Source organism: Burkholderia metallica (assembly GCF_902832845.1).
Taxonomy (GTDB): Bacteria; Pseudomonadota; Gammaproteobacteria; order Burkholderiales; family Burkholderiaceae; genus Burkholderia; species Burkholderia metallica.
Map to the genome: position 1 here is coordinate 16491 of NZ_CADFDB010000022.1, position 18652 is coordinate 35142.

17 protein-coding genes are annotated in these 18652 nt (G+C 64.1%); 5 read left to right on the forward strand and 12 right to left on the reverse strand.

Annotation, left to right across the window (positions count from 1 at the left end; genetic code table 11):
- Positions 1 to 130 precede the first annotated feature (130 nt).
- On the forward strand, positions 131 to 499 hold the full coding sequence (locus HWX08_RS33820; protein ID WP_069260653.1) for an NUDIX domain-containing protein: 369 nt from the start codon (positions 131 to 133) through the stop codon (positions 497 to 499).
- 21 nt (positions 500 to 520) lie between these two features.
- Here the strand turns inward: HWX08_RS33820 and HWX08_RS33825 are convergent, their stop codons facing one another.
- Positions 521 to 1450, reverse strand: coding sequence for a 2-hydroxyacid dehydrogenase (locus tag HWX08_RS33825; protein WP_174922910.1), 930 nt, complete (start codon positions 1448 to 1450; stop codon positions 521 to 523).
- A gap of 167 nt (positions 1451 to 1617) precedes the next feature.
- Here HWX08_RS33825 and osmF point away from each other — a divergent pair, with 167 nt between their 5' ends.
- Genes osmF through HWX08_RS33845 form a run of 4 tightly spaced genes read left to right on the forward strand, consistent with a single transcriptional unit; the run spans position 1618 to position 5409 of the window.
- Entirely contained in the window at positions 1618 to 2541 is a 924-nt protein-coding gene (osmF, locus tag HWX08_RS33830; RefSeq protein WP_174922909.1) for a glycine betaine ABC transporter substrate-binding protein OsmF, read from the forward strand.
- Entirely contained in the window at positions 2538 to 3716 is a 1179-nt protein-coding gene (locus tag HWX08_RS33835; RefSeq protein WP_174922908.1) for an ABC transporter permease, read from the forward strand. Before osmF ends, HWX08_RS33835 begins: the two co-directional genes overlap by 4 nt.
- Positions 3713 to 4642 carry an ABC transporter ATP-binding protein gene (locus HWX08_RS33840; RefSeq protein WP_174922907.1) on the forward strand — a complete coding sequence of 310 codons (930 nt, stop codon included), beginning with the start codon at positions 3713 to 3715 and terminating at the stop codon, positions 4640 to 4642. The genes HWX08_RS33835 and HWX08_RS33840 overlap by 4 nt, the downstream gene beginning before the upstream one ends.
- Positions 4639 to 5409: an ABC transporter permease gene (locus HWX08_RS33845; protein ID WP_174922906.1), complete on the forward strand. Its 771-nt coding sequence runs from the start codon at positions 4639 to 4641 to the stop codon at positions 5407 to 5409. The genes HWX08_RS33840 and HWX08_RS33845 overlap by 4 nt, the downstream gene beginning before the upstream one ends.
- Positions 5410 to 5482: 73 nt before the next feature.
- Here the strand turns inward: HWX08_RS33845 and tssJ are convergent, their stop codons facing one another.
- The 11 genes from tssJ to HWX08_RS33900 all read right to left on the reverse strand — a co-directional run.
- On the reverse strand, positions 5483 to 6088 hold the full coding sequence (gene tssJ, locus HWX08_RS33850) for a type VI secretion system lipoprotein TssJ (protein ID WP_174922905.1): 606 nt from the start codon (positions 6086 to 6088) through the stop codon (positions 5483 to 5485).
- 69 nt (positions 6089 to 6157) lie between these two features.
- Positions 6158 to 7156: a type VI secretion system baseplate subunit TssG gene (gene tssG / locus HWX08_RS33855; RefSeq protein WP_425128435.1), complete on the reverse strand. Its 999-nt coding sequence runs from the start codon at positions 7154 to 7156 to the stop codon at positions 6158 to 6160.
- A 41-nt stretch (positions 7157 to 7197) separates the two neighbouring features.
- On the reverse strand, positions 7198 to 9021 hold the full coding sequence (gene tssF, locus HWX08_RS33860) for a type VI secretion system baseplate subunit TssF (protein ID WP_174922904.1): 1824 nt from the start codon (positions 9019 to 9021) through the stop codon (positions 7198 to 7200).
- Positions 9022 to 9112: 91 nt separating this feature from the next.
- Positions 9113 to 12697, reverse strand: coding sequence for an ImcF-related family protein (locus tag HWX08_RS33865; protein ID WP_244122657.1), 3585 nt, complete (start codon positions 12695 to 12697; stop codon positions 9113 to 9115).
- 38 nt (positions 12698 to 12735) lie between these two features.
- The gene (locus HWX08_RS33870; RefSeq protein ID WP_174922903.1) at positions 12736 to 14010 is read right to left on the reverse strand and encodes a hypothetical protein; all 1275 of its coding nucleotides are present in this window, start codon (positions 14008 to 14010) and stop codon (positions 12736 to 12738) included.
- On the reverse strand, positions 14010 to 14267 hold the full coding sequence (locus HWX08_RS33875; protein WP_069260663.1) for a PAAR domain-containing protein: 258 nt from the start codon (positions 14265 to 14267) through the stop codon (positions 14010 to 14012). The genes HWX08_RS33870 and HWX08_RS33875 overlap by 1 nt, the downstream gene beginning before the upstream one ends.
- Before the next feature lie 94 nt (positions 14268 to 14361).
- A complete protein-coding gene (locus HWX08_RS33880; protein WP_174922902.1) occupies positions 14362 to 15300 on the reverse strand; it encodes a DUF6708 domain-containing protein in 939 nt (312 codons plus the stop codon).
- A 36-nt stretch (positions 15301 to 15336) separates the two neighbouring features.
- On the reverse strand, positions 15337 to 16275 hold the full coding sequence (locus tag HWX08_RS33885) for a DUF6708 domain-containing protein (RefSeq protein WP_174922901.1): 939 nt from the start codon (positions 16273 to 16275) through the stop codon (positions 15337 to 15339).
- 37 nt (positions 16276 to 16312) lie between these two features.
- Complete coding sequence (locus HWX08_RS33890; protein ID WP_174922900.1) at positions 16313 to 17251, reverse strand: DUF6708 domain-containing protein; 939 nt, start codon at positions 17249 to 17251, stop codon at positions 16313 to 16315.
- Positions 17252 to 17287: 36 nt separating this feature from the next.
- The gene (locus tag HWX08_RS33895) at positions 17288 to 18226 is read right to left on the reverse strand and encodes a DUF6708 domain-containing protein (protein ID WP_174922899.1); all 939 of its coding nucleotides are present in this window, start codon (positions 18224 to 18226) and stop codon (positions 17288 to 17290) included.
- The coding region (locus HWX08_RS33900; RefSeq protein ID WP_279610532.1) for a hypothetical protein at positions 18226 to 18652 on the reverse strand (427 nt) is incomplete at its 5' end. The genes HWX08_RS33895 and HWX08_RS33900, both read right to left, overlap by 1 nt.

Below are 18652 nucleotides of genomic sequence, written 5' to 3' on the forward strand. Positions count from 1 at the left end.
CGCACGCCGGCTGCCGGCCTAACGGCACAGCGTCCCCCGCCTGCGCGCCGGTCGGCGCCGGCGGGGGATCGCTGCAAGAAGGTGACGTGTGCGATAGGCTGCGAAAGTCGAATGCCAACGGAAAACGCACATGATCCCGATCAGCGCCAAGGCGATCGTCCGCGACGCTCGCTCCGTCCTGTTCCTGCGCAATCCGCGCGACGAATGGGAGTTGCCCGGCGGCTGGCCCGAAGCGGGCGAATCGCTGGAAGAAACCGTCATGCGCGAAGTGTGGGAGGAATGCGGAATCGTCGCATCGGCGATCCGCTACGTCGCGAGCCGTTCGTGCGAGGTCGTGCCGGGCAAGCGCGTGCTCATCGTGTGCTTCCAGTGCGAGGTCGATCGTCGTGACATCGTCCTGAGCGACGAGCACCGTCAGTTCGGCTGGATCGACCTCGATGCCGACAAGCCGGCGAACCTGCCGGCGTTCTATTGGGAATTCTGCGCGCAGGCGGCCTGAACCGCGCCCGCCGCCCCGCGCTCAAAGCGGCGTCAACACCGGCTGCCCTGAAAAGTGCCGCTCGGCATTGTCGATGAACTGCCGCACCGAGCGATCGAGCGCCTCGGGCGACCAGCCGCCCATGTGCGGCGTCAGCACGACGTTGTCGAGATCCGTCAGTGCGCGCGGCGGCTCCGGTTCGCCTTCGTACACGTCGAGTCCCGCGCCCGCGATGCGCCCGTCGCGCAACGCCTCTGCCAAAGCAGCGGTATCGACAACGCTGCCGCGCGACACGTTGACGACGAACCCGCCCGGGCCGAGCGCATCGAGCACCGCGCGGTCGATCAGGTGCCGCGTGCCCGCACCGCCCGGCGTCGCCACGATCAGGAAATCGGCCCACTGCGCGAGCGCGTCGACGCGGTCGAAATAGCGATACGGGACGGGCTTCTCCGACCGGTTGTGATAACCGATCTCGATGTCGAAGCCGGCCGCGCGGCGCGCGCATTTCTCGCCGATCTTGCCGAGTCCGACGATGCCGAGCTTCTTGCCCGACACGTTCGGCGGCATCGGCAGTCCTTCGCGCCACACGCCCGCGCGGGTTTTCGCATCGAGCTGCACGACGTTGCGCACGGCCGCGAGCAGCAGCGCGAACGCGTGATCGGCGACGCAATCGTCGTTGGTGCCGGCGCCCGTGACCACGGTAATGCCGCGCGCCTTCGCATGCGCGACGTCGATGTGCTCGTAGCCGGCGCCGAGCGCGCTGACGAACGTCAGTTGTGGAAGGCGATCGATCTCGGTGGCGGTGAGCCCCGTGCTGCCGTTGGTCAGCACCGCGCGTATCGTGCCGCCGTGCTCGGCGATCGCGCGTTCGCGCGCGTCGGGTGTCGGGGCGTAGCGCACGTCGAACGACGCGGCGATCTCGCGATGCGCATCGCCGCGCAACGCGATCAGAACCAGCAGCTCGGGCTTCATGTCAGGAAGTGTCGGCAAGGCGGGAACGGATTCGAGTGTAGCAAGCCGGGACGACGGATGCGGGTTATCCCCACACGGGCTGTGGACACGCCGCCGCAGGCGGTTTGCCAAAGCCGGCTCAGTCAAGTAACTTTCGGCGTACGCCCCCGTCCTGGAGAATGGCCCGTATGAAGCTCGCCCTGCCCGCCCGGATCCTGGGCCTCGCGCTCGCCGCTACGCTCGTCGCACCCGGCGCGCACGCCGACACACCCGTCGTGGTGTCGTCGAAGATCGATACCGAAGGCAACCTGCTCGGCAACCTGATTGCACAGGTGCTGAAGGCGCACGGCATCGCCGTCACCGAAAAAATCGCGCTCGGCACCACGCCGATCGTGCGCAAGGCGCTCACGAGCGGCGAAATCGACATTTACCCCGAATACACGGGCAACGCCGCGTTCTTCTTCAACAAGGCCGACGATCCGCTGTGGAAGAACGCGAACCAGGGCTACGACACCGCGAAGAAGCTCGACTACGCGGCGAACCATCTCGTCTGGCTCGCGCCGGCGCCCGCGAACAACACGTGGGGCGTCGCCGTACTCGCGCCCGTCGCGCAGTCGCAGCACCTGAAGACCTTCTCCGATTTCGGCAAGTGGATCGCCGGCGGCGGCAAGGTGAAGCTCGCGGCGTCGGCCGAATTCGTGAACAGCGCTTCCGCGCTGCCGTCGTTCGAGAAGGCATACGGCTTCAAGCTGAAGCCCGACCAGCTCGTCGTGCTGTCCGGCGGCGACACGGCCGCGACGATCAAGGCCGCCGCGAACCAGACCGACGGCGTGAATGCCGCGATGGTCTACGGCACCGACGGCGGGATCGCGTCGAGCGGCCTCGCGGTGCTCGACGACGACAAGCACGTGCAGCCGGTCTATGCGCCCGCGCCGGTGATCCGCGAAGCCGTGCTGAAAGCGCATCCGCAGATCGCCGACTACCTGAAGCCCGTGTTCGCGAGCCTCGACCTGAAGACGCTGCAGACGCTGAACGCGCGCATCCAGATCAACGGCGAGCCGGCCGCCGGTGTCGCGAAAAGCTACCTGAAATCGAAGGGTTTCGTTAAATGACGCAGCGCGCGGCGGCGTCCGCGCGGCGCATCGCGGTGGACAAGGTCGGCATCCTGATCGGTGTCCTGACGATCGTCGGCGTGCTGGGCCTGCCGTTCGCGGTGCTGCGGCCGAACCGCATCGCGGCCGGCACCGACCTGTCCGTGTTCGCCGCACTGCCGGCCGTGCAGGGCGCCGTGCTCGCCGCGCTGTGGATCGTCGGCGCGCTGTGGGCGATGACGGCGAGCCGCCCCGCGTGGCGGCTCGCGGCCGGTTGCGCATGGCTCGCGACGCTCGCGTATGCGGTCGGCGCGGCCGCGGCGCACGTCGTCGCGCCCGACGACACACTCGCGCGCGTGTCGCCCTCCGCCGGCGTCTGGCTGCTGCTGTTCGCGTGGGCCGTGCTCGTCGCGGACGCCCTTGCCCGGCTCGCGTTCGGCCCGTGGCGGCGCCTCGCCGCGCTCGTCGTCGCGATAGCGGCGATTTCGGTGCCGCTCGCGAGCGGCTGGTGGGACGGCCTCTCCGTGATGCGCGAATACGCGGTGCGCAGCGACGATTTCTGGCGCGAGGCGATCCGGCACGTGTCGCTCGCCGGCGGCTCGGTGGCCGCCGCGCTCGTCGCGGGCGTGCCGCTCGGCATCGCGTGCGCGCGCATCGCGGCGGTGCGCACCGTCGCGATGCCCGTGCTCAATATCGTGCAGACGATCCCCAGTATCGCGATGTACGGGCTGATGATGGCGCCGCTCGGCCTGCTCGCCGCGCACGTGCCGCTCGCGGCCGCGCTCGGCATCCGCGGCATCGGCGTCGCGCCGGCCGTGCTCGCGCTATTCCTTTATTCGCTGCTGCCGATCGCATCGAGCGTCGTGGTCGGGCTCGGGCAGGTGCCGCCGCACGTGACCGAAGCGGCGCGCGCGATGGGCATGACGCGCGCGCAGCAGTTGCTGCGCGTCGATCTCGTGCTCGCGCTGCCGGTGATCCTGAGCGGCGTGCGCATCGTGCTCGTGCAGAACATCGGGCTGACCGCGGTCGCCGCGCTGATCGGCGGCGGCGGCTTCGGCACCTTCATCTTCCAGGGGATCGGGCAATCGGCCGCCGATCTCGTCCTGCTCGGCGCGATCCCGACGATCGCGCTCGCGCTGGCGGCGGCCGTCATCTTCGAAGCCGCGACCACGCTCGCGAAAGGGCGTGCAGAATGATCGAGATCGAACGTGCGGGCAAACGCTTCGGCGACATCGTCGCCGTCGACGACGTGTCGCTGACGATGAAACGCGGCACGATCACCGCGCTCGTCGGCGCATCGGGCAGCGGCAAGTCGACGCTGCTGCGCATGATCAACCGGCTGATCGCGCCCACCAGCGGCACGATCCGCATCGACGGCGTCGATACGGCCACCGTCGCGCCCGAGCAGTTGCGGCGCGGCATCGGCTATGCGATCCAGGGGCACGGGCTGTTTCCGCACTGGAGCGTCGCGCGCAACATCGCGACCGTGCCGCGCCTGCTCGGCTGGCCGGCCGACCGCATCGACGCGCGCGTGAACGAATTGCTCGACCTGTTTCATCTCGCGCCGGCCGAGTTCGCAGGCAAGCTCCCACACGAACTGTCGGGCGGCCAGCAGCAGCGCGTCGGCGTCGCGCGTGCGCTCGCGGCCGAGCCCGCGATGCTGCTGATGGACGAGCCGTTCGGCGCGCTCGACCCGATCATCCGCAACAAGGCGCAGGACGACCTGTTCGCGTTGCAGCGCCGCCTCGGCATCACGGTCGTGATCGTCACGCACGACATCGAGGAAGCGCTGAAGCTCGGCGACACGATCGCGGTGATGGACGGCGGCCGGCTCTTGCAGGTCGCCTCGCCGGCCGAGATTCTCGGCAAGCCGGCGGCCGGCGTCGTCGAGCAGCTGGTCGCGGGCGTCGACCGGCCGCTGCGCCTGCTCGCGCTGACGCCGATCGACGCGGTAGCCGAACCCGGTCATGCCGACGGCGAGCCGATCGCCGCGACGCGCACGCTGCGCGATGCGGTGTCCGAGCTGCTGTGGCGCGGCGTCGATGCGCTGCCGGTCGACGATGGCGACGCGCGCCGCATCACGCTCGATGCGATCCGTGCGCACGCGAGGAAGCCCGCATGACGGCGCGCGGCACCCAGCGGCCCGGGCGGTCGGCGCTTCCCGCGTACGTCGCGCGCGCGGCCGCGCTCGCGCTGCTGCTCGTCCTGCTGCTGCGTCCCGCGTGGCTGCAGGGACTGTTCGCGCCGTTCGCGGACAACGGCGCGCCGGTCATCTACGATCGCGCGAGCCTGCTCGACCTCACGCTCGCGCATCTCGGCACGGTCGCGCTGTCGAGCGTGATCGGCACGATCGTCGCGGTCGCGGCCGGCATCGCGGTCACGCGGCCGTGGGGAGCGGATTTCCTGCCGGTCGCGCGCAGCGTCGTCGACATCGGCCAGACCTTCCCGCCCGTCGCGGTGCTCGCGCTCGCGGTGCCGGCCGTCGGCTTCGGATTGAAGCCCGTGCTGATCGCGCTCGTGCTGTACGGACTCCTGCCCGTGTTCGAAAGCACGATCGCGGGGCTCGAGGACGTGCCGCGCGACGTCGTCGACGCCGCACGCGGGATGGGGATGAGCGGCTGGCAGCAACTCGTGTCGGTCGAGCTGCCGCTCGCGTTTCCGGTGATCGTCAACGGGGTCCGGCTCGCGGTCGTGATCAATCTGGGCACCGCGACGATCGGCTCGACGGTCGCCGCGCGCGGGCTCGGCGACGTGATCATCGCGGGGTTGCAGACGTCGAATACCGCATTCGTGCTGCAGGGCGGCGTGATCGTCGGGCTGCTCGCGGTGCTCGTCAGCGACGCGATCGGGGCGATTGCGCGGGTGGCGGTGCGGCACACGAGGGCCTGAAACTGCCTGGTCGTGGATCGAATGACGGATTCCGCCCCACGCATTCCCGTTGTACCGGCACACGGCAGGCAGGTCAGCCCGCTTGCGTTCGGGTTTCCTCGACAACGGGCTTCGGCTTTGCGGCATTCGGCACGCTTTGCTGTGCCGTACTGCGCTTCGGCCCCTCTGTCCGCCCAACCAGATTCAATGCATTGTCATACGCATCGATCCGCACGGGATCCGTACTTTTCCATTGCTTTTTCGGGATCAACAGCTTCCACGCAGCACCCGCTTCCGGATTGCGGAAGAATGCAACTACGCCGACAAATTGTGCGTCGACATGCATGGGCTCGGCGATGCTGACGCTCGCATCGGGCCGTAGCAGAACGCTCTTGGTCACCAGGAGATCAGCCTTCAGTGCATCGAGATCGTTGGTCTGCAACTGCGCGTAGTCGAGTTGGCGGAAGGTCTGCCCGGATTTCAGCTGATAAATGCGAACGATGGTCGACAGCGGTTGCGACGCATCGTTCGGATTGAGCGACGCACGGCTGACCAGATCGATATTCATCGTCTTGACCTGCGTCGTGAATACCCACTTCGCGGCATCCATCGCGCCATCCTTCACCGCCTGGCCCACGCCGCACCCCGACAGGGCAACGGCGGCGGCCGTAATCGCGCCAGTCATCAAGGTTCGAATCATTCAATTCATCCTGTTATCGTTACGTCCGCGAAATCACATCCCGCCAATACCGGGCGTGCAAGCAAGTCATCATCCGGAAACCCGATCCGCGCTGCCTCCGGTCCATTGACCGAGCTGGACACGCACCGCCGCCGTTGTCGATGCATGTGTGCCGGGTGGCGACAGTTGGCTGGTGTACCCAAGGCTGACCTCGGTCGAATTCAGCCGCGGACCCGGCATCAGCTCCGGCGCAACATGCATCTCGAGATGGGCATTCGCCTCGTAACCGAGATAAAAGCGCAACAGCGCCATGAGCGCCCGATGCTGACCGTGCCCCGGCATCAGCGCCAGCACCGATTCGCGCGTCTCCGGCCGAATGACCACGCGCACCGTATTCGCCCGATCGCAAAACTCACGACCCAGCAGGCACCCCTCCCCGAGCGCGCCGGGTTCGTGCATCCCGACGCGATGCCACACCGGATGGCATTCGTCGATCGTCACGTGCACATCCGGCACCGCATGCCGGAGCACGCCGGCAAGCCCTTCCGCCGTCCGCGTCTTCTGCGCCGCGAGTCCGAGCATCGACAACAGCCTGCGGGTGCCCACCGCCCGGGCAATCTCCGGGTCGCCCAGGCCGAGACCCACGAAATTCAGCAGGTAACGCGAAACCGTATCGTCCCCTTGCGGCCTGAATCCGGTCGGATAGCGATACTTGCGCCATACCCGGTAGTACTGCGTCGCGATGCGATGATGAAACAGGTCGAGAAAACGGGACAGCGCATCCGCACCCTCTCGATTCTGTGCGATTGCATCGACGAAATACGACGGCATCCGCGCATCGACGCCGTACAGCCCCAGAAACGTCGTGCGCACGTCCGGGGGCGCCGTCGGACGATCGGGATCGTGTTCCACCGCATCGATTTCACGATTCGGAAACCCGATCCGCGCCCGGGAGCGGAACCGAACGGGTTCCGCCCGGGGCGAATCGGTCGTACCGAGCGGCGCTCGATCGGGCGCCGCGAGTTCGAGCAATTCGCAGAAGCGATAGAAGTTCATCCGCGTCGCGCTGTCGAGCAATGCCGGCAACAGCGCGTCCGCCTCCCGCGCACCAGCGGGGTTTCCGGGCCGGTTCAAAACGGCGCCCCGTCGCCTTTCGTGTCCGGCCAGACAACGCGCCGGCCCGTCGGCTGTACGACGATCACCAGTCTCGTGAAAAGGTTCAGCGTCGCATACAGCCCAAGGAATCGATTGAGCATGCCCCCGAACAGCTCCATGTCGCCGGCGCCGGCAAACGCCCCGCTATCGAGCGTCACTTCGATTTCGACGCCGCGTTGCAGCCCGCCCTTCACCAGCGTCTGCAGCGGCCGATGCCGCACATCGACGATCGCTTCGATGCGGCGTTTGTTCAGTTCTCCTTCGGTCCAGTCGTACAGCGCGAGCGCCCCCCGCAGGATCTCCGGGTTCAGCAAGGACAGGTAATTCGGCGCCAGATGCGACAGAACACGCCACTGAAAGCGATCGTCGGTTGGCGGATAGACGGGAAGCGTCGGCGCCGTCAGGTTGCGTACCGATTCCACATTCGTGAAGCCGCCGCGCATCCGGGTAATGCTCGCTTCGCGCAACCCCTTGCGCGGCAGCATCCCGTTCGTACCGGTCACCGTGAGGGACAGCGTCTCCATCGGTAGCGCCGCCTGCCGCTCCCACGCGTGTCCGCCCAGCACGACCCACGTGTCGAATCGCCCCGAGGGGCCACGCCGCATTCTCGTGTGGAAGTATCGTTCGGGCATTTCGTGGCGCAACATGCCGCCGCGATGCCGGAACGATGCAAACGGCGCGTACTCGAAGCGCTGCCCCGACTGCCCCTCGAAGCCCTGCACGGCATCTACCGAATACACGTCGACCTGGCTATCGTGCTGCTCGATCGCGTGAACGCGATACTCCGTTTCGAAGTGCGTGACGCGGATCGGGTCCGCCTCCATCCGGAACAGGTTGATGATCGGCGTACAGAAAAGGCGAACGTTCTCTGCCGAGAACCGCAGGTCGTCCGGATAAGGACGGCTCGGTACCACCTCGACGTCGAAGTACGGCGCGTCGTCGGGAATAGCCTGCATGTCGAGCCCCGACACGTCCACAAACATGAATTTCTCGGGGAACGTGAAGTACTCGAGCAGCAACTGATACCCCCCGAACGCGTTGTCGGCTTTCGGCCACAGTCGTTCGTCAGCCGCGAATCCCGCCGGTTCGATACGGAGGCCCGGCATGGGCTGCGCAGAACCGGGACGGTCGGCGGGATAGCCGGGAATGCGTACCTGAAGCGCGGCCGGCGCGTTGACGAGCGCCGCGTACAGCGCCAGTGCAACAGGCCGGTCCGCGTTCAGGAACAGGCGCAGGCGCGGCACGCTCAGCCGCGCCCGCTGCGCCTGCGGCTCGATCTCGAACCGGAAACGCAGGACCGACCGGCCGCCTTCCCGCGCATACGCGCTCGCCTCGGAGAGCCGCAGCGGGTACAGATCGACTGCCTGCGTCGTGCGATAGACGCACCGCACGCCGTCGTCGCCCCGACCGGAGGACGGTTCGGCAGGAATCGGCGCGGACTCGACCTCCAGCCCGGCAGCAAGCGTCTCGTGCTTCTGCAGCTCCCCGGCGGACGGAGTCAGTTCGAGAATGGACAAGGACGGAATCATCCTCAGATAGTGCGGCCACAGCATGCTAACGAGCCCCTCCGTCAGCTCCGGCAGTTCGTCGTCGAGCTTGTGGCGAAGGCGCCCCATCAGAAAGGCGAAGCCTTCGAACAGACGTTCGACGTGCGGATCGCGTTCGCCGATACGATCGATGTTCAGCATCCGTGCGCGATCGGGGAACGCCTGCGCGAACTCCTTGCCCGCGTCATGCAAGTAGCGCATCTCCGCCTCGTAGTAGCGGAGGATTTCATTGTCCTGGGTCCCGTTGCTCATTGACTCGATCTCGCGATACCGTTGGGTTGGATGAGACGCGCTTCGGCCGCGTACACGAGCACGATGCGCGCCGATACCTCTCTGATGACGTTCATAGCGGCCGCCTGCCTTCCGGCAGCGGCGTGCCGGCATGCTTTGCCGCATCGATGAACGCGCTCGGCAGCGGCGGGGGGCCGTCGGCCCGCGCCGATCGCGCAGTCGACTTGCCCGCAGCCGGCCCTCGCGCGGCGAAGATGCGCGACGGCAGCACAAATTGCCGCAGCGTCAGCAACTCCAGCGGCCCCTTGCCCACGTCCGTGCGCAACACGACGCTCAACGGATACACGACATCGGGGGAAGGCGGCACCAGCGGTTCCTGTGTCGTCAGGCTGTCGGCACGCTCTGCCACGGCGGTTTCGTCACCCTCGTCACGCTCGACGCCACCGGCTTCCTGCGCGCCTGCGCCAGCCGCAGCTATCGGCCCCCGCCCCGCTCGTGGCGCACGCGTATCCGGAACGGCCTGCCACGTCAGCAGAAAGGTCGCGCTGTCGATCGGCTGCACACGAGCCCGTTCGAGCATGCGAATCCATCCCCAGCGGCCGCCAAATTCGAATTGCTTGTTCGCGCCGGCCGATTCGGTCTGCCATTGCAACGACGTACCGAGCCCCTGCGTCCGGTTCGACGGCCACGTCATCGGCTGCCATGTTTCCTGCTGGTTGTAGTAATGCATGCGCTGGCCGTCGAGCATGAGCGTCGTTTCGGTCACGCCCACGGTCGGCACCGGCCGCAGGTCGAAACGATATTGCGGCTCACCCTGCGCGAGCAGATGGCCCGCCATGCGCTGCAGTAGGTTCATCGCCTTCAGGAAATCCGGATCGAAGCGCACGGCCGTTCCACCGGCCGATGCCGGCACCCACTGATCGCCCTGCAATTCGAGCACGCCCGCAAGCTGCGAACCGAGGAACGCACCGATCAGCCCGCCCTGCGGGCGCAGGAACCGGGCAAGTTCGGGAATCGATGCATCGTTACCGGTATTCGCAAACGGGTAACGGCCGGCGAACGAGCGATTCCAGGTCGCGACGATCGTCCTCCGCCATGCGTCGTTCAGGCTGGCCTGAGCCGGCTGCATCACCGTTTGCGTCGCCTGCGCGACCGGTCGCACGAAGAGCGCTTCGCCCATGCCGGCCCACTGCGCGCCCAGGCTCGCCGCGATCAGCTGCGCATAGGCGTGCGTATCGGCCAGTTCCGATCCGCGCCCCTGGAACAGCGATTGCGCTGCCTCCCTCGCCCGCGCGTCGGCATCGGGGCTATCGTTGATCTGCTGGAGTTTCAGGCGCAGCGTCGTCACGCGATCCATGAAGCGCTGCAAGCTCAGGTCGTTGCCGCCGCCGTCGTCGCCTTGCGCGACGATGCGCAGCACGGGGCCGAACGACGCGCCCAACGGCCCGGCGGGATCGGGCTTCGCCATCTGCGGCCCGTCGATCTTCCCCCCGAATATCTGCTGGGCCTTGTCGACCAGCGTATCGGACAGCGACGCCTTCAGCGCCCCCGCTCCTGCCTGATACTCGAGCGACTTCATCAGCGCGATCACCGGCGACTGCCGCGTATCGGCCATCAGCCTGAGCTGCTGGATCGAGGACGGCAGCGTCGGCGCCGGCTCCCATTGCAACCCGTTCATGAAGCCCTGCCAGCGATCCGCGTAGTCGTCGAAATAACGGCGGGTGAGCGCGGCCTTCAGGTCGGCCGCCGGCTGCTCCGGCGCATGGCGAACCGGGTGCTCCGCCAGCACCCAGTCGTGCGCGGCCTCGTTGCGCGTCGCGGCCTCCTCGATCGCCGCCGCGATCGCGCCGTCGTAGGCCTGCCGGGTAAAGGTACCCGGTACCGACGCCGTGGCCCGCAGCAGCCCGCGCGTGTCAGTGCCGGCCGTGAGCGACGCGAGTGTCTGGTCCGGGTAGCGGTTGCCCGCTGCTTCGATGACGCCCCGGTAGATCGTATCTTCCGAATTCTTCACGCCGATGACCGCCAGCAGCGTCTGGCGCGCACCATTGACGAGGTCCGTGCGCGCGCGGATGCGCCAGTCGTCGTGCGCCTTCAGGCGATCGGCATAAAAGCCCAGCAGCCGCCCGGACAGGTCGAGCTTTTCCCCCGGACGAAGGCTCGCGCCCGTGCTCCAATAGCGAACCATCTGCGGCGTCATGAAGGCCGCATCGGCGCGCGCCGGCTCGGCCAGCATCAGGTAGGTCTTGAGCGCCTCGTGGCCGGCGAATGCCAGGCGACTGGTCCGGTCGTCGACCTGTTCGGTCTGCATCTGGCCGAGATCGACGAGCATGGCCTCGAGGTTCTGCTGAACCGGCGTGACCAGTACCTGACGGCTCGTCCGCGCATAGGGTTGCCACAGCGCCGCGAGCGTTTCGCGATCGCGGTTCATGCCGAACCGCGACATCAGCGGCGTGCGCTCCCGCGTCCGGCTTTCGTAGAAGGCGATACGCTGCTGCAGCGCCAGCAATGCGCGCAGCCGCGCCGCGGGATCCGGCGCTGCGTCCAGCGTGCGGAGCACCTGCTTCGTCCGCAGCACCTCGCGCGCGTTCGACACGCCGGACACCAGCATCCCCGCCGTCCACAGGCCCAGTGCCGTGAAGGCGACGATCGACCACGCGGTCACCGGGTGCCAGCCAACCCGACGGCCCGGTACGGCCCGCGCGGCGTCACCGAGATAACGCCACAACGGCTCACCGACGTCGCGCGCGATGCGCGGGTCGTGCGCGGCATTCGGACAGCCTACGAAAAACACACCTTCGACCTGCTGCCTGCGCTGAAACCTTCCGATCGCCGAATGGGCATCATTGCCGGACAGGCCGGCCATCCAGCCTGCCAGCTGGGCAATGCGTGTGTCGAGTCGCGCCGACAGCGTCGCCGCCCAGGTATCCGCAGCATTCCGTGCCAGTTGCGCCACGGCAAGATCGGCAAGGCGCCTGCGCACGGTATCGAGCGCGGCGCCGATCGCGTCGGCGTCGGCGGGACGCGGTATCCGGGCGCCCGCCACCGATGCACCGCTCCCGGCGGCCGAATCGGCATCGGCCACGTCGAGCACGTACACCGGCGCGGCCCAGCGCAACGTATCGGCGATGCGGGCGAGGTTCAGGCCATCGCGATCAATGCCGCGGCGCGGCGCGGGCGGCGGCACCATCCCGTCGACGGCCAACACGACGGCATCCACCGGCCGGCGACGGCGCAAGCGAACCACGCGCTTCAGCCACGCCTCGTCGGGCAGTCCGTTCTCACTTGTCCGGCTCCACAGCACGACCGCATCGTCGGCGAGCAGCCAGCCGGACTCCGCCAGTTCCGGCAACAGCCGAGCGATCGTCGGATCATCACCCGTCAGCAACAGCCACGGCTGACGGTAGCGCCAGCGGAACCCGTACCGGGCGCGCAACGCACTGCGCAGACCGACGAACGGATCGGACGGTGCCGACGGCCGGCCATCAGCCTCGGCATCGACAATTTCGGCCGATCCGACCGCCTGCATTGCAGCCTTGCGTTCGGCGCGCCGAACCAGCAACGCATAAACGACAATCGCGATCACGAACAGCAGGGCCAGCGCGCAGACGGCCAGCAGCCGCTCCTCCATCGTCGACAGCCCGATCCGCTCACCTTTGCCGAACACGAAAAGCGACGCGCCGATCAGCGCCGTGAACAAAGCAGCCAGTGTGTAATTCAAACGCATCGCGGCTCCTGTCAAAATCTCGGCGCGACGACCGCGACCGTCACGTGATCCGCGTGGGCAACGCTGACCAGCTGCGTTCGTGCGGAAACCCGCGCGTGCTCCAGCGCCAAGGCGACGCATAGCCATGGCGCCGCCATGCCGGCCGTGCCGATCCGCAGGTCGATGTCGTGCTGGCCGTCAAGGTTCGGCGTCTGCATCGCGCCGATACCGCGTGCATCGAGAGCGCTCGCCAGTGCGTGATTCAGCGGCGCCTCCGCGCCGCCGGCCATCCAGTGGTCGAGCAGCTCCGGGCCACGCACGCGTGCCCAGAGCAGTGCCTGGGCCACACCCTGCGCCAGCGTCGCCTCATCGCGTCGTTCCGGACGAAAGAGCAGCGCCTGAGTCGTCGGCCGGGTACGCGCCGTGACCGACTGCGAGGCCAGCAGCAGGATCACGCCTGCTTCGGCTGCCCCTTCCGCCGGACGCGCATTCAGCAACGCGTTGAGTTGCACGACGCACAGCAGGACGACCGCATCGGCCCCTTCGTCGTCTTTTCCGTCTATCCAGCGATCGGCCGCGATCAGTTCCGGCGCCGTCGTATCGATTTCGGGCTTGACCGATGCGCGCAATCGATTCGCAGCCCAGCCGGCATGCCATGCGTTCTCGATCTCGGGTGTCGAAAGCAACGTGTCGACGCCCAGCCGAATCCGCAATGGCGTGCGTTCGGGCATCGCCCGCAGCGTGGGCGCGATCCCGCGAAGCAGCGTGTCGAACAGGTGGCTCAGCAACGCACGGTGCCGCTGCGCATCCGCGTGATCGTCTTCGGGTATCCATGCCTCCCCTTCCGGCTCGATCCAGCGTGCCGCCACGACTTCATGATCCCCCGGGAAACGGGCTTGCTGCGCCAGCGCGAGTCGCTTCTCCACGACGGCATCGGCCCGGTTGTCGTGAGCCTGCGCGGAAAAGACGAATCCCGATCCGAGCACGTGAAGGGGGACGCGGGCACGGCGGCAAACCGACTCGACATGACGCTGCCGAGCTGCGTTGTAGTCGATCGCACGCCGTCGCGGCGCCTGCAGGACGCCGAGGTAAGCGAGAAACGGGACCAACCAGCCGATGGCCGGAAACACGACGACGCAACACCAGAACCATGGCGTGTTCGTGGGTTCGCCAGTGGGCCAGAAGCGGACGACGCAGAATGCGCCGCCCCCTGTCAGGATGACGAACAACAGCGTCCATGCCAGCCAGGCCGGCCGAATGCTCGGCACGTCGCGCTCCGGGCCGATCCTCTGAAGGTCGAATGCCATCACGCGCAGCCCGTCACCTTGCTCGACGCGATCAGCGTGGCCCCACAGCGGGTCTTGTGCCCATGGAACGAGAGCGGCAGATCGCCATCGCGCATTCGTGCGTTGCCCTCGGCGATTTCGTTGTCGCCGCAACGCGGGCACGAAACCTTGTCGGTCTTGCGCGCCGCGCCGCGGCCGTGCAGCTTGACGCGGGATGAGCCGGTCAGCACCTTGCCGCCGTGGCTCGTTGCGTCGCCGACGTAGATGACGTTTGGCATTTTTTGGTCTCCTATGGAGTTGAAATGGCAACTGGGACGAATGGGGATCGTGGGGTCGGGGTGTTTCGCCAGAGCGGTTGTGGTTGCGCGCTCGTTATCGATATGCCGGCGGATTCAGACTCGAATCGCGTATGTACGGGTCGCCCGGTTCAATGTGACACTCGGCTTCCACATCCGCCGGCCATTTCGGTACCTTGCTCGTGGCGCGGTGCACCAGACGACCGATGAAGAACAGCACGTGGAACGGGAACATCAGCCACTTGAAGACCGGATTCCATGCATCGTGCGAAACAAGTTGTATCCAGCCCTGGTACAACGTCTCGCGCTTGTCCGCGATCGGGAGATAGAGATCGAGTCCGGGTGCATTGAGTACCGCGCGCGGCCCTTCTTCCATGTAGCGGCGGATGAATTCCCAGTGGCGCAGGCAGTATTCCTTGCTGCTGGATGCATAGCCGAACACGAACATCTCTTCGACGGTTTCGGGGTCTTTCAGCACAAGCCCACATATGCCGAACGAGCGAATACCCGCGGCCTGTGCGTTCACACGCAACGCGAAGTACACGTTGTCCCATGACGCCTTCAGTACTGTGCCGTCGCCGCGAAACACGTAGACCTTGCGATTCCGACGATTCAGGCGAATCGGATAATGCGTATAGCGAAACCACTCACCAATCCACCGATAAAATATGACAATGACACTCGCCTCCGAACAAAATAAGACTGTTCCAAATATCGCAGACGACATCACCCCAAACCTCTCTCGACCATCCCACCTTTCATTAAGGTAGTAGTCAAATATCACGGAATACCATGTAGATACAATTACCCACCCAAACGAGCAGATAGCCCCACCACCGATTATCGACATCAAACCACGATTGGAGTAATAGCCGTCAACCAATTCCAGGTACGCCGAATTCATCCGAATCACCCTCATGGATGCATGCGGATCTGCCTCGCGTCGCTTAACTGGCAAATGCCACTCGCGGTCTTTCTCGGTGATCGGCCGCTGCTTCTTGCTCGTCGTGAACATCACACCCCCGCCATCACTTTTTGCAGAATTCAGCCGTTATCGATATTCCGGCGGATTCAAACTCGAATCCCGCACGTACGAGTCGCCCGGTTCAATGCGGCATTCGGCTTCCACGTCCGCCGGCCATTTCGGCACCTTGCTCGTGGCGCGATGCACCAGACGACCGATGAAGAACAGCACGTGGAACGGGAACATCAGCCACTTGAAGACCGGATTCCATGCATCGCGCGAAACCAGTTGTATCCAGCCTTGGTACAGCGTCTCGCGCTTGTCTGCGATCGGGAGATAGAGATCGAGTCCGGGGGCATTGAGTACCGCGCGCGGCCCTTCTTCCATGTAGCGGCGGATGAACTCCCAGTGGCGTAGGCAGTATTCCTTGCTGCTGGATGCGTAGCCGAACACGAACATCTCTTCGACGGTCTCGGGATCCTTCAGCACAAGCCCGCATATGCCGAACGCGCGAATACCGACGGCCTGTGCGTTCACACGCAACGCGAAGTACACGTCGTCCCATGACGCCTTCAGTACTGTGCCGTCGCCGCGAAAGACGTAGACCGTGCGAGTACGGCGATTCAGGCGAATCGGATAGTGCGCATAACAAAACCACTCACCAATTCTTCTAAGAAATAAAATGCTTCCTATCACCAAAGAAAGCAATATTAAAGTTGAAAAACTAACTACCAATAACATCTGCCATTCTTCTCGTCGATCCCAGTTTTTATTCAGATATCTATCGAACAAAACTGAACCCCATATCATCAAAATAAAAAATATTCCACTTCCGCACGCCATTAACCCTATAGCGCCCATCCCGCCCCTATTTGAGTAGTAACCGTCGACCAATTCCAGGTACGTCGAATTCATCCGAATCACCCTCATGGATGCATGCGGATCTGCCTCGCGTCGCTTAACTGGCAAATGCCACTCGAGGTCTTTCTCGGTGATCGGCCGCTGCTTCTTGCTCGTCGTGAACATCACGCCCCCGCCATCACTTTTTTGCAGAATTCAGCCGTTATCGATATTCCGGCGGATTCAAACTCGAATCGCGCACATACGGATCGCCCGGTTCAATGCGACATTCGGCTTCCACATCCGCCGGCCATTTCGGCACCTTGCTCGTGGCGCGATACACCAGACGGCCGATAAAGAACAGCACGTGGAACGGGAACATCACCCATTTGAAGACCGGATTCCATGCATCGTGCGAAACCAGTTGTATCCAGCCCTGGTACAGCGTCTCGCGCTTGTCTGCGATCGGGAGATAGAGATCGAGTCCCGGTGCGTTGAGTACCGAGCGCGGCCCTTCTTCCATGTAGCGACGGATGAATTCCCAGTGGCGCAGGCAGTTTTCCTTGCTGCTGGATGCGTAGCCGAACACGAACATCTCTTCGACTGTCTCGGGGTCTTTCAGCACAAGCCCACATATGCCGAGCGTGCGAATACCGGCAGCCTGTGCGTTCACGCGCAACGCGAAGTACACGTCGTCCCATGACGCCTTCAGTACTGTGCCGTCGCCGCGAAACACGTAGACCTTGCGATTCCGACGATTCAGGCGAATTGGGTAATGCGTGTATCTGAACCATTCCCCGATTTTCATGAGAAATGCGACGCTTCCAGCAATCACCGAAATCGAGATAATTGAACATACCCCAAGCGACGTTAGCATTTGTAATTCGTCACTTCCATTCCACGCAGGATTCAAATAATTATTGAAAATCACCACACCCCAAATCGAAAAAAACGCCCACGAAAATACACTTACCGCCAGCAATCCTATAAAACTCATTAACCCCCGATTCGAGCAGTATCCGTCAACCAATTCCAGATACGTCGAGTTCAACCGGATCACCCTCATTGATGCATGCGGATCTGCCTCGCGTCGCTTAACTGGCAAATGCCACTCGCGGTCCCGCTCAGTAAGCGGTCGCTGCTTCTTGCTCGTCGTAAACATCACACTCCCGCCATCACTTTTTCCAGAATTAAGCCATTACCGATATTCCGGTGGATTCAGGCTCGAATCGCGCACGTACGGATCGTCTGGTTCAATGCGACACTCAGCTTCCACGTCCGCTGGCCATTTCGGCACCTTGCTCGTGGCGTGGTGCACCAGACGACCGATGAAGAACAGCACGTGGAACGGAAACATCACCCATTTGAAGACCGGATTCCATGCATCGTGCGAAACCAGTTGTATCCAGCCCTGGTACAGCGTCTCGCGCTTGTCCGCGATCGGGAGATAGAGATCGAGTCCAGGGGAGTTGAGTACCGCGCGCGGCCCTTCTTCCATGTAGCGGCGGATGAACTCCCAGTGGCGCAGGCAGTATTCCTTGCTGCTGGATGCATAGCCGAACACGAACATCTCTTCGACGGTTTCGGGGTCTTTCAGCACAAGCCCACATATGCCGAACGAGCGAATACCCGCGGCCTGTGCGTTCACGCGCAATGCGAAGTACACGTCATCCCACCGCGTCTTCAGAACTGTACCGTCGCCGCGAAAAACATAAACCGTGCGCGTCCGGCGATTCAGACGAATTGGATAGTGCGTGTAGCGAAACCACTCGCCAACCCATTTATGTATTGCAACAATTAACCAAATACTAAAAATCGTCATTGTAGTTATAAAAATTAATGCCGCCACCATCTCAAATTCATCACGACGATCCCAATTTGAATTTAAATAACTATCAATTATAGATGCACCCAGCATCCAAAAATCCATTCCAGCAATTACGCAGATAGCTACAAATCCGATTATTCCCATCAATCCACGATTGCCATAGTAACCATCAACCAATTCCAGATACGTCGAATTTGTCCGAATCACCCGCATCAATGCATGCGGATCTGCAATGCGTTTGTTAATGGACAAACGCCACTCACGATCCTGCTCGGTGAGCGGGCGCTGCTTCTTGCTCGTCGTAAACATCACATCCCTGCCATTATTTTGTTGAAATCGACATGCTCGACTTTGGGCTCTCCATAACGACTCGAGACAGGCAGGACTCCCCAGTAGGTTTTTTCAAGCCACTGAGAAAAAATGCTGCCTTTCACGTACTCGATCGCTATACCTATCCCCACCAGCACAACTGCCAGAATCAATCCCCACCCTGTCAAACTCAGACCGAACACCATAGTGCCGCCACCGGCAACAGAAAAAGCAGCCCAGCCAGCGACTACAGCAGAGAGAAATCCGGTCATTCCTGAAACAGATTGAAGACTCGCCAACCTCCAGTTCTTTTGTTCCCGACTCTCATTGGCATCAACAAAATCCATCACTGCCACCACCCCCGACACCGCAGCAGCCACCACTCCCGCCACCCGCAGCGCAATATCCGCACGCGTCGCCAGCTTC

Coding starts and splice junctions, on each gene's coding strand:
- HWX08_RS33895 (WP_174922899.1), bottom strand. CDS start 18,226: ATGTTTACGACGAGCAAGAAGCAGCGCCCGCTCACCGAGCAGGATCGT.
- HWX08_RS33820 (WP_069260653.1), top strand. CDS start 131: ATGATCCCGATCAGCGCCAAGGCGATCGTCCGCGACGCTCGCTCCGTC.
- HWX08_RS33880 (WP_174922902.1), bottom strand. CDS start 15,300: ATGTTCACGACGAGCAAGAAGCAGCGGCCGATCACCGAGAAAGACCGC.
- HWX08_RS33885 (WP_174922901.1), bottom strand. CDS start 16,275: ATGTTCACGACGAGCAAGAAGCAGCGGCCGATCACCGAGAAAGACCTC.
- HWX08_RS33835 (WP_174922908.1), top strand. CDS start 2,538: ATGACGCAGCGCGCGGCGGCGTCCGCGCGGCGCATCGCGGTGGACAAG.
- HWX08_RS33890 (WP_174922900.1), bottom strand. CDS start 17,251: ATGTTTACGACGAGCAAGAAGCAGCGACCGCTTACTGAGCGGGACCGC.
- HWX08_RS33840 (WP_174922907.1), top strand. CDS start 3,713: ATGATCGAGATCGAACGTGCGGGCAAACGCTTCGGCGACATCGTCGCC.
- HWX08_RS33875 (WP_069260663.1), bottom strand. CDS start 14,267: ATGCCAAACGTCATCTACGTCGGCGACGCAACGAGCCACGGCGGCAAG.
- HWX08_RS33825 (WP_174922910.1), bottom strand. CDS start 1,450: ATGAAGCCCGAGCTGCTGGTTCTGATCGCGTTGCGCGGCGATGCGCAT.
- osmF (WP_174922909.1), top strand. CDS start 1,618: ATGAAGCTCGCCCTGCCCGCCCGGATCCTGGGCCTCGCGCTCGCCGCT.
- HWX08_RS33870 (WP_174922903.1), bottom strand. CDS start 14,010: ATGGCATTCGACCTTCAGAGGATCGGCCCGGAGCGCGACGTGCCGAGC.
- HWX08_RS33845 (WP_174922906.1), top strand. CDS start 4,639: ATGACGGCGCGCGGCACCCAGCGGCCCGGGCGGTCGGCGCTTCCCGCG.
- tssJ (WP_174922905.1), bottom strand. CDS start 6,088: ATGATTCGAACCTTGATGACTGGCGCGATTACGGCCGCCGCCGTTGCC.
- tssF (WP_174922904.1), bottom strand. CDS start 9,021: ATGAGCAACGGGACCCAGGACAATGAAATCCTCCGCTACTACGAGGCG.